8 protein-coding genes are annotated in these 10,675 nt (G+C 70.5%); 6 read left to right on the top strand and 2 right to left on the bottom strand.

Annotated features, from left to right (window positions below):
• Positions 1 to 849 precede the first annotated feature (849 nt).
• The 6 genes from ACFV4G_RS41335 to rbsD all read left to right on the top strand — a co-directional run bounded on the left by ACFV4G_RS41335 (position 850) and on the right by rbsD (position 7,859).
• Complete coding sequence (locus tag ACFV4G_RS41335) at positions 850 to 1,614, top strand: hypothetical protein (protein ID WP_380448403.1); 765 nt, start codon at positions 850 to 852, stop codon at positions 1,612 to 1,614.
• A gap of 353 nt (positions 1,615 to 1,967) precedes the next feature.
• Complete coding sequence (locus ACFV4G_RS41340) at positions 1,968 to 3,035, top strand: LacI family DNA-binding transcriptional regulator (protein WP_380448404.1); 1,068 nt, start codon at positions 1,968 to 1,970, stop codon at positions 3,033 to 3,035.
• Positions 3,032 to 4,552, top strand: a complete 1,521-nt coding sequence (locus ACFV4G_RS41345; RefSeq protein ID WP_380448406.1) for a sugar ABC transporter ATP-binding protein — start codon at positions 3,032 to 3,034, stop codon at positions 4,550 to 4,552. The genes ACFV4G_RS41340 and ACFV4G_RS41345 overlap by 4 nt, the downstream gene beginning before the upstream one ends.
• On the top strand, positions 4,542 to 6,488 hold the full coding sequence (locus ACFV4G_RS41350; RefSeq protein ID WP_380448408.1) for a substrate-binding domain-containing protein: 1,947 nt from the start codon (positions 4,542 to 4,544) through the stop codon (positions 6,486 to 6,488). The genes ACFV4G_RS41345 and ACFV4G_RS41350 overlap by 11 nt, the downstream gene beginning before the upstream one ends.
• Positions 6,489 to 6,567: 79 nt before the next feature.
• Positions 6,568 to 7,473, top strand: a complete 906-nt coding sequence (locus ACFV4G_RS41355; protein WP_380448410.1) for a ribokinase — start codon at positions 6,568 to 6,570, stop codon at positions 7,471 to 7,473.
• Positions 7,470 to 7,859 carry a D-ribose pyranase gene (rbsD, locus tag ACFV4G_RS41360; RefSeq protein WP_380448412.1) on the top strand — a complete coding sequence of 130 codons (390 nt, stop codon included), beginning with the start codon at positions 7,470 to 7,472 and terminating at the stop codon, positions 7,857 to 7,859. Before ACFV4G_RS41355 ends, rbsD begins: the two co-directional genes overlap by 4 nt.
• Before the next feature lie 21 nt (positions 7,860 to 7,880).
• On the opposite strand, the gene ACFV4G_RS41365 is transcribed toward rbsD, so the two are convergent.
• Both ACFV4G_RS41365 and ACFV4G_RS41370 read right to left on the bottom strand, forming a co-directional pair.
• Positions 7,881 to 9,440, bottom strand: a complete 1,560-nt coding sequence (locus ACFV4G_RS41365; protein ID WP_380448414.1) for a flavin-containing monooxygenase — start codon at positions 9,438 to 9,440, stop codon at positions 7,881 to 7,883.
• A gap of 320 nt (positions 9,441 to 9,760) precedes the next feature.
• The gene (locus ACFV4G_RS41370; protein WP_380448416.1) at positions 9,761 to 10,414 is read right to left on the bottom strand and encodes a class I SAM-dependent methyltransferase; all 654 of its coding nucleotides are present in this window, start codon (positions 10,412 to 10,414) and stop codon (positions 9,761 to 9,763) included.
• Positions 10,415 to 10,675 lie beyond the last annotated feature (261 nt).

The following is a 10,675-nucleotide window of genomic DNA, read 5'->3' on the forward strand; positions in this document are numbered from 1 at the left end:
TCTCTCTCGCCCCCCCCCCCCCCCCCTGGCCGCGCCTCCCTCCCGACTGCGCGGGGGCGGGCCCGCCCCCCCCCCCGGGGGGGGGGCCGGGGGGCGGCCACGGCCGCGACGCCGGTCGCCTTGAACATGGCACGGCGACTGAAGGGGCGAGCCGGCATGGCGAACTCCACGGTGTGTAAGAGAAGAGAACGGGGAGTGCAGCGGCCAAGGAATCCGCACACAAGGGCTGTTCGGCTCCAGCCGGCTACCGCAGGCGCGGCGCCCGCCCGCCCGCCTGTTACAAGAGTGTTAACGCTCACAAATAGCGTGTCAATACTTTCGACGGGCAGTACCGGCAACGTCGCTGCGGCCCAACTGTCCTGCATCCCCGCCGTCCGAGCTTTCCCGCCCCCACCAACCTCGGGAATCTCTTCACCCGTCACGTCGACACCTGCCCCGGCACCTTCCGCCGCATCCGCCAAGGCCAGCAGCAGTTCCGTGAAGGCCAATTGGCGCGCGCGGCCGATGCTGTCGAAAGCGATTCGACAGTCCTTCGAGGGCGATTCGACAGTCAGCAGGTGAAAGAAGTGTGTCCCCCTGCACAGAGCCTTGCTGCGCTGAGTCCCCGTCATTATTACTGTCCACAGACGCAAGCGCTTCGACCCTTCGCACCTGCATCCGGCGAGCCCGGTGCTTGCGAGCAAGGGGACCGAGCACCGTTCCCGCAGTTCCTGAGCGCGCCACCTCGGACGGGGCTGAGCCGCGCCCGTCCCGAGCCCGGACCCGCCGGCGAGCGACACCTCGCCGCGCCGGACCCCGCCACCAGACCGGGGAGTCCGGAACAACCCATCGCCGTCCTTGGAGGGACACATGAGATGGCACACCCGTAAATCCATCAGCAGCAAGTCGGCCGGGTCCGGTCGGCTGGTCCTTGTCGTCGCCGTGATCGCCGGGTTCCTGAGCTTCGCGTCTCCGGCTCAGGCCCAGGTGTACTCCACCTGCGACAAGGGGGGTCAGTACACCCAGGGCAGCTGGACGATCTACAACAACATCTGGGGCCAGAACGCCGGTTGGCAGTGCCAGACCGTCGACAGCATCAAGTCCTGGTACGTCGACGCCGGCCACTCCGGCGGCGGGATCAAGTCCTACCCGAACACCTCGGTCCGGCCCCGGACGCCGCTGTCGCAGTTGAACTCGGCGGGCTTCTGGTTCAACACGTCGTCGGCCCCCGTCTCCGGCAGTGACTGGTGGAACTGGACGAGCGACTTCTGGTCGACCGGCAACCAGGACGAGATCATGGTCTTCACCAGCTGGTCCGGGACGGCAGGCGGCTGGGGACGGCAGATCGCGTCCAACGTGACCATCGGCGGCATCCAGTACGCGTCGGTCTGGCAGGCCGATCCCGGCTGGAACGTCCTGCAGCTCATCCCTGCCCAGCAGAGCAACACCGGCACCATCGACGCCTCGGCGGTCTGGCGATGGGCCGCGTCGCAGAACCTCCTGCGCAACACCGACTTCGACACGATGCAGTTCGGCATCGAGATCACCTCGACCAGCGGCGCGCAGAAGCGGTACTCGCTGAACGCCTACAGCGCCTGGTGGAACAACACCTCCGGCGGCGGATCGAACATCTAGCCGCACGTCGACGACGGGCGGCCACATGCGCCGCACGTCCGCGTGGCAGAGGCTGAGGGCCTTGGCCACGTGGGCGCCAGATCATGAGCAAAGCCCCAGGCCAGAGGCCTGGGGCTGGCCTTTTGCGTGCCCGGCTCCCACTGCGGGTGGCCGATCGGCGGGTCCGGCTCCCCCGCACACGCCGGAACGGGACCGGCCGGACCGTCACGCACGGTGACGGCGATTCCATCGGCGCGGCATTCATCACGATCAGGTTTCAGCCACCGGCTCAAGGCTTGCCCTGCGGGCATGTAATCGATTCCAATCGTGGGAACGCGTTGATGTAATCGATTCCACGAGGAGGTGGGACGGCTGTGACGAGCATCAAGGACGTCGCCGCCGAGGCAGGCGTGTCCGTCGCCACTGTCTCGCGTGTCCTGAATGAGCACCCTTCGGTGAGCGAGGACGCGAGGGCGCGGGTGCTGGCCGCCGTTGCGTCGCTCGGGTACCGGCCCAACGCCGTGGCGCGGTCGCTGCGTACCGATCAGACCCACACCCTGGGCCTCGTGATCAGCGACGTGCTGAATCCGTACTTCACCGAGCTCGCACGATCCGTCGAGGAAGAGGCGCGGGCGCTGGGGTACAGCGTGATCATCGGGAACGCCGACGAGCGGCCGGAACTGCAGGACCACCACGTACGGACGCTTCTGGACCGCCGCATCGACGGGCTGCTGGTCTCGCCCACCGACGGCGGGTCGCCGCTCATGCTCGACGCCGCCCGGGCCGGGACACCGATGGTGTTCGTGGACCGGTGGATCCCCGGCGTCGACGTGCCGGTGGTGCGGGCGGACGGGCGGGGTGCCGTACGGGATCTCGTCGCGCACCTGCACCGGCTGGGGCACCGGCGGCTGGCGATCATCGCCGGGCCGGCGGCGACCACGACCGGGCGGGAGCGTGTGGAGGCGTTCCGCGAGGCGATGGAGGAGTGCGGCCTCGACCTGCCGGACCGGTACATCGGCCACGGTGACTTCCAGGCCGACAGCGGCCGGCGGGCGACCGAGCGGTTCCTCGACCTCGCCGAGCCCCCGCAGGTCGTGTTCGCGGCGGACAACCTGATGGCGCTGGGCGCCCTGGACGCCGTACGCGCCCGTGGTCTGCGGGTGCCGGACGACATCGCGCTCGCCGCGTTCGACGACATCCGCTGGTTCGTGCACACGGACCCGCCGATCACCGCGATCGCCCAGCCCACGGGCGAGCTGGGCCGGGCCGCCGTGCGCGCGCTCGTGGACCGCATCGAGGGGCGGGCGCCGCGATCCGTGACGCTCCCCGCCCGTCTCGTCGTTCGCCGCTCGTGCGGCGAGAACCCCGCAACGAGCGAGAACCCCGCAACGAACGAGAACGCGACGAACGAGAACCCCGCAACGAACAGGAGCCAGTCGTGAGCAACGCGGACGAGTTGCTGCGCATCGAGGGCATCCGGAAGACCTTCCCCGGAGTGGTCGCACTGGACCGCGTCGACTTCGACCTGCGGCGGGGCGAGGTCCACGTGCTGCTCGGTGAGAACGGCGCGGGAAAGAGCACCCTGATCAAGATGCTCTCCGGTGCCCACGCACCCGACGAGGGCCGCATCCTGGTCGGTGGTGAGGAGGTCCGCATCCATGGTGCGCAGGACTCCGAGCGACTCGGGATCGCCACCATCTACCAGGAGTTCAACCTCGTCCCCGATCTGACGGTCGCCGAGAACATCTTCCTGGGGCGCCAGCCGCGCCGGTTCGGGATGATCGACCGGAAGAAGATGGAGGCGGACGCTTCGGAGCTTCTGGAGCGCGTCGGCGTCAGCGTGTCGCCCCGCGCGCGGGTGCGCGAACTCGGCATCGCGCGCCTGCAGATGGTCGAGATCGCGAAGGCGCTGAGCCTGGACGCGCGGGTTCTGATCATGGACGAGCCGACGGCCGTGCTGACCTCCGAGGAGGTCGAGAAGCTGTTCGTGATCGTGCGCACGCTGCGCGAGGACGGCGTCGGGATCGTCTTCATCACGCACCACCTGGAGGAGATCGCCGCCCTCGGGGACCGGGTCACGGTCATCCGGGACGGCAAGTCGGTCGGACAGGTGCCCGCCTCCACGCCGGAGGAGGAGCTCGTCCGGCTGATGGTGGGCCGGTCCATCGAGCAGCAGTACCCGCGCGAGCGGGCGGTGCCGGGCACCGCGCTGCTGTCCGTGGAGGGACTGTCCCGGGACGGTGTCTTCCACGACGTCAGCTTCGAGGTGCGGGCCGGCGAGGTCGTCGGCGTCGCCGGGCTGGTCGGGGCGGGCCGTACCGAGGTGGTCCGGGCCGTCTTCGGGGCCGACCCGTACGACCGCGGTACGGTCCGCGTCTGCGGGGCTTCCCTGAAGCGGCACGACATCGGCGCCGCCATGACCGCGGGGATCGGGCTGGTGCCCGAGGACCGCAAGGGTCAGGGGCTCGTGCTCGACCAGTCGGTCGAGGAGAACCTCGGACTCGTCACCCTCAAGTCCGCGACCAGAGCCGGAATCGTCGACCTCAAGGGTCAGCACGACTCCGCCGCGCGGATCGCCGGGCAACTCGGCGTCCGGATGGCGGGGCTCGGTCAGCAGGTGCGCACGCTGTCCGGCGGCAACCAGCAGAAGGTCGTCATCGGCAAGTGGCTCCTGGCCGACACCAAGGTGCTGATCCTCGACGAGCCCACGCGCGGCATCGACGTCGGCGCCAAGGTCGAGATCTACCAGCTCGTCAACGAACTGACGGCGGCCGGGGCCGCCGTGCTCATGATCTCCAGCGATCTGCCCGAGGTGCTCGGGATGAGCGACCGGGTGCTGGTGATGGCCCAGGGCCGGATCGCGGGCGAGTTGTCCGCCGACGAGGCCACGCAGGACGCGGTCATGTCGCTGGCCGTGAGCAACCCCACTACCGAACTGGAGGCCTCCCGTGGCCGCTGAAACGCTCACGAGCGGTACGGGCGCCGGTGGCGCCGCGGCGTTGCGCCGTCTGCTGCTCGACAACGGCGCGCTGACCGCGCTGATCGTCCTCGTCATCGCCATGTCGGCGCTGTCGGGCGACTTCCTCACCACCGACAACCTGCTCAACGTCGGCGTCCAGGCGGCCGTGACCGCCGTCCTCGCCTTCGGCGTCACCTTCGTGATCGTCTCGGCGGGCATCGACCTGTCGGTCGGTTCGGTGGCCGCGCTGTCGGCGACCGTGCTGGCGTGGAGCGCCACGGCGCACGGAGTGCCGGTGGTCGTCGCGGTGCTGCTGGCGCTGGCGACGGGTGTGGCCGCCGGTCTGGTGAACGGCTTCCTGATCTCGTACGGCAAGCTGCCGCCGTTCATCGCGACGCTCGCGATGCTGTCGGTGGGGCGTGGTCTGGCGCTGGTGATCTCGGACGGATCGCCGATCGCGTTCCCGGGCTCGGTCTCCCACCTGGGTGACACGCTCGGCGGGTGGCTGCCGGTGCCGGTGCTCGTCATGGTGGTCATGGGGCTCATCGCGGCGTTCGTCCTCGGCCGTACGTACATCGGCCGCTCGATGTACGCCATCGGCGGCAACGAGGAAGCCGCCCGGCTCTCGGGTCTGCGCGTGCCCAGGCAGAAGCTCGCGATCTACGCGCTGTCCGGTGTGTTCGCCGCGGTCGCCGGTGTCGTCCTGGCCTCCCGGCTCTCCTCCGCGCAGCCGCAGGCCGCCACCGGGTACGAGCTGGACGCCATCGCCTCCGTCGTCATCGGCGGCGCCTCCCTCGCCGGGGGCACGGGCAAGGCCTCGGGAACGCTGATCGGCGCGCTCATCCTCGCGGTGCTGCGCAACGGGCTGAACCTGCTGAACGTCTCCGCGTTCTGGCAGCAGGTCGTCATCGGCGTCGTCATCGCCCTGGCGGTGCTGCTCGACACGGTGCGACGCAAGGCCGGGGCCGCTCCCACGGCGATCGGGGCGCCCGGCGGCGGAAGGGGCAAGCAGGTCGCCACCTACGGGCTCGCGGCCGTCGTGGCGGTGGCGATCGTGGGTGCGACCTCGTTCCTGCACAACGATCCGAAGTCCGGCACTCGGAAGATCGGCCTCTCGCTCTCCACGCTCAACAACCCGTTCTTCGTGCAGATCCGGTCGGGTGCGCAGGCCGAGGCGAAGCGGCTGGGGGTGGACCTGACGGTCACCGACGCGCAGAACGACGCCTCGCAGCAGGCCAACCAACTGCAGAACTTCACCGGTTCGAAGCTCGGGGCGATCGTCGTCAATCCGGTGGACTCCGACGCGGCGAGCAACCCGGTGGCGGCCGCGGGCAAGGCGAAGATCCCGGTCATCGCCGTCGACCGCGGCGTCAACAACGCCGACGTGAACGCGCTGGTCGCCTCCGACAACGTCGCCGGTGGTGAGCAGGCGGCGAAAAGCATCGCCGAGAAGCTCGGTGGCAGCGGGAAGATCGTGATCCTCCAGGGGTTGGCCGGTACCTCCGCGGCGCGCGAGCGGGCCGAGGGCTTCGCCAAGGGACTCCAGGCGTACCCGGGGATCGAGGTCGTCGCGCAGCAGCCGGCCGACTTCGACCGGACCAAGGGACTCGACGTCATGTCGAACCTGCTCCAGGCGCACCCGGACGTCCAGGGCGTCATCGCCGCGAACGACGAGATGGCGCTCGGCGCGGTGAAGGCGCTCGGGTCCAAGGCCGGCGAGTCCGTGCAGGTCGTCGGCTTCGACGGAACTCCCGACGGACTGAAGGCGGTCGAGCAGGGGACGCTGTACGCGTCCGTGGCCCAGCAGCCATCGCAGCTCGGGAAGATCGCCGTGGACAACGCGGTCAAGGCGATCAAGGGTGAGAAGGTCGAGGAGACCATCAAGGTGCCGGTGAAGGTGGTCACGAAGGAGACCGTGGCCGGGTTCACCGGCTGAGACGGGGAAGGGGTGGCCGGAGTGCCCGCGGAAGCGGGGCTCCGGCTGCCCTGTTTCGGATTTCTGATTGGGGAGTTTCATGTACGACTACGACGTGTTGGTCGTCGGGTCGGCCAACGTCGACCTCGTGATCGGTGTCGAGCGCAGGCCCGGGGCCGGAGAGACGGTGCTCGGCTCGGACCTCGCCGTCCATCCCGGCGGCAAGGGGGCCAACCAGGCAGTCGCCGCCGCGCGGCTAGGGGCGCGCACGGCGCTGCTCGCGCGCGTCGGGGATGACGCGAACGGGCGGCTGCTGCTGGAGTCGCAGCGGAACGCGGGGGTCGACACCGAGGGCGTCCTGGTGGGCGGAGCCCCGACCGGCGTCGCGCTGATCACCGTCGACCCGTCGGGCGACAACAGCATCGTGGTGTCGCCCGGTGCGAACGGGCGGCTCACGCCGGAGGACGTCCGGGCCGCCGCGCCCCTGTTCCACGCCTCGCGGGTGGTCTCGGCGCAGTTGGAGATCCCGTTGGAGTCGGTCGTGGAGGTCGTGCGGCAACTGCCGTCCGGCACCAGGTTCGTGCTGAACCCCTCTCCGCCGCGGGCGCTGCCGGCCGAGGTCCTGGCGGCCTGCGACCCGCTGATCGTCAACGAGCACGAGGCCCGGATGATCCTGGGCGGCGAGGCCACCGGCCACGATCCCGCCGCATGGGTACGGGAGTTGCTCGCGAGCGGGCCCAAGTCGGTTGTAGTGACGCTTGGTTCGGACGGTGCGTTGGTCGCGTCCTCCGACGAGAAGGTCGTACGGGTGGCGTCGGTGAAGGTCGAGGCCGTCGACACGACGGGCGCCGGTGATTCCTTCACGGCCGCGCTGGCCTGGAAGTTGGGTGCGGGGGCATCGCTCGCGGAGGCAGCCGCGTACGCCGCCCGGGTGGGCTCCGTCGCCGTGACCCGGCGGGGGGCCCAGGAGTCGTTCCCCACCGCCGAGGAGGTCGAGGCGCTGTGAAGAAGGGCGGGATTCTGAATCGCCATCTCGCCGGAGCCATCGCCGAGTTGGGGCACGGTGACCGGGTGCTCGTGTGTGACGCGGGGATGCCGATTCCGGACGGGCCCCGGGTGGTCGACCTCGCCTTCCGGGCGGGGATCCCGTCGTTCGAGGACGTACTGGCCGGGCTCCTCGACGAGTTGGTGATCGAGGGGGCGCACGCGGCGCAGGAGGTCCGGGAGGCGAACCCCGCCGCGGACGGGTTGCTGACCGGCTCCTTCGCCGGGCTGGAGTACGTGCCGCACGACAAGCTGAAGGAGCTGAGCGCGGGGGCGCGCCTGGTGGTGCGGACCGGGGAAGCCCGGCCGTACGCGAACGTGCTGCTGCGGTGCGGAGTGTTCTTCTGACCGACGCCGGGGCGCGGCTCGTCACCCAGGCCGTCCAGTCTGCGCTGCCGTAGCAGGCGACGGTACGGGCCCGGGTACGTCGCAGGTGTAGGCGGCCGGGTCGAAACGGCTCAGCTGTCGGATGAGCCGCCCGGTGGACCAGGGCCAGGCGAAGGTGTTTCGCCCGCTCGGGCTGAAGTAGTAGCTGGTGCAGCCACCGGAGTTGTACACGGTGGTCCGTAACGCCTCCTGCACCGCCGCATTGTGTGCGGCCTGCGCGACGGCCCGGACCTCCAGGACCCGCCGGCCGTCGCGGTCGAGGTGGGCCAGGGCGTCGGTGAGGTAGGTCAGTTGGGCTTCCAGGACGGTGATCGCGGAGGTGGAGCCCCCGAGCAGGTTGGGGCCCAGCAGCAGGAAGAGGTTGGGGAAGCCGCTGACGGTGGTCCCCAGGTACGCCTGCGGTTCGCCGTCCCAGGCCTCGTGCAGCGTCCGGCCGCCGCTGCCGTACAGGCTCCGGGCGAGCGGCGGCTCGCCCATGCGGAAGCCTGTGGCCGTGACGAGGACGTCCGACCGGGCGGTCGTGCCGTCGGCACCGACGACCTCGTTGCCGCGAACGGCTGCCACGGCGGTGGGGTGCAGGTGGACGTGTGGCTGGGCGAGCGCCCGGTAGAAGGTGCTGGAGGTCAGCAGACGCTTGCAGCCCAGTCGGTAGGTGGGCGTGAGCGCCTCGCGCAGCAACCGGTCACGGACCGCGAGCCGCAGGTGCGCACGCGCGCCCGTCTCCAGCAGGCGGGCGAGGCGCGGGTGGCGGAAGGCGTAGCCGAAGCCCTCCTGCAGCACGTACTGCCCGGCGCGCAGTGCGTTGCGGGAACGGGGCAGGTGGTCCAGCAGCCGGTTGGCCGCGGCGGGCACCGGTAGGTCGGGCTTGGGAAGCACCCACTGGGCGGTTCGCTGGAAGAGGTGCACGGCGGCCGCTCGGGAGGCGATGGCCGGGACGAGCTGCACGGCGGAGGCGCCAGTGCCCACCACGCTCACCCGACGCCCCGTCAGGTCGATGCTCTGGTCCCACTGGGCGGTATGGAGCACCGGCCCGCCGAACTCCTCGACCCCGGGGGCGTCGAGGTGGCGCGGGATGTGCCACGGTCCGGTGGCCAGGACCAGCACCTCGGCACTATACGGCCCCTTGCTGGTCTCCAGCAGCCAGCGCCCGGCCACCGGATCCCACCGGGCTCCGCACACCTCGACGCCGAAGTGCAGCACCTCGCCGAGCCCGTGCCGCTCGGCTGTCGCCCGCAGATAGGCGTGGATCTCCTGCTGCCCGGCGAACAGCCGGCTCCAGGCGGTGTTCGGAGTGAACGAGTAGCTGTAGAGCGTCGATGGCACATCGCAGGCGCAGCCCGGGTAGGTGTTCTCCCGCCAGGTGCCCCCGAGTTGCGCCGCCTTCTCCAGCACGAGGAGATCGCGCACCCCCGCCTGGCGCAGCCGGATGGCGGCGCCGATGCCCGAGAACCCCGCGCCGACCACGAGGACGCGCACATCTCTCCTGGGCCGGGTGTCCTGAGTCGGGATGACGGTGCCGGTTCGCAGGCCGGTCACGTTCATGGGTGCCTTCTGACTTCCGCAGCAACAGGACGAACCGGCGTGGAAAACACCGGAGTTGTTCCTGGAGAACGGAAGAGGAGGCCGGGAGGTCACTCCTTGATGGATGATCCGTGTTCGGCGCCTCTCAGCGGTCGAGCAGTCCCTCACGATCCGCGTGATCCGTGTGCTGGATCTCCCTGTAGATCGTCGCGACGCCGCCCGCGCCGCCCGCGCCGCAACCGCCAAGAACGGCACGGACGGCGGACGTGGCGGGCCCACCGCCAGGAAGGTCACCCCGAAACACGGAAAGCCGCGCCGCCGCTCCTGAGCCGCACTCCCCGTCAGCCGCCCGCGGCCTTCTCCGGCACGGCCGTGGCGGTGTCGCGTCCGGACGGGGTCGCCGCCGGGAGCCTGGCGCTGCCCAGCACGGCCGGGCCGACGAAGGACGGACTCGCGGGGAAGATCTGGCGCTCGACGTGGTCGACGACGAATCCGGCCGCCCGGATCGAGTCGAGCGTCGGACGGTTGCACTCGCAGCAGACCACCAGCCGGTTCAGCCAGTTCATCCGGTCCTGGTGGCGGGCCACCTTCGGGTCCTCCGAGCGCATGTGCTCCAGGAAGAGCAGCCGCCCGCCGGGGCGCAGCACCCGGCCGAGCTGGCGCAATGCCCGCTGCTGGTCGCTCACCCCACAGAGCACCAGCGTCGACACGACGACGTCGAAGCTGTCGTCCTCGAACGGAAGGTCTTCGGCCGGCGCCCGCAGGACCGTGGTGCGCGGAGCCCGCTCCGCGACGTGCCGCTCCAGCCGGCGGACCATCGCCGGCTCGGGCTCGGTAACTGTGAGCGACTCGACGCCCTCGCCGTAGAGGGCGAGGTTGGCCCCGGTGCCGCCGCCGATCTCGAGCACCCGGCCGTCGGCCTCGGCGATCAACCGGCGACGCAGGTCGCTCAGGCCCTGCCGCTCGGCCTTGGCCATCATCCGGTCGTAGGTCACCGCGAACAGTGTGCTTCTGACACCCATGACTGCCTCGATTCACGGTCCGACGTTCTGCCTCGACGCTAGGCCCGTGCCGTGCCCGGCGCATGGGGCGGATGCCTCATCTTCGGCATCTTCGGCGCCGTCGTCCCGTGTCGTCGTTCCCGGAGCCGGCCCCGCTCTCAGAGGGTGTTCGATAGGGGAATCCCCCCAACTGTCCGGCTTTCGCGGGCTCGGCACGGACGCTGTTCCAGGATCCTGTAGCGGCCGGGCCCGTGT

It is taken from the genome of Kitasatospora sp. NPDC059747 (genome assembly GCF_042732955.1).
In the GTDB taxonomy this organism is placed as follows: domain Bacteria; phylum Actinomycetota; class Actinomycetes; order Streptomycetales; family Streptomycetaceae; genus Kitasatospora.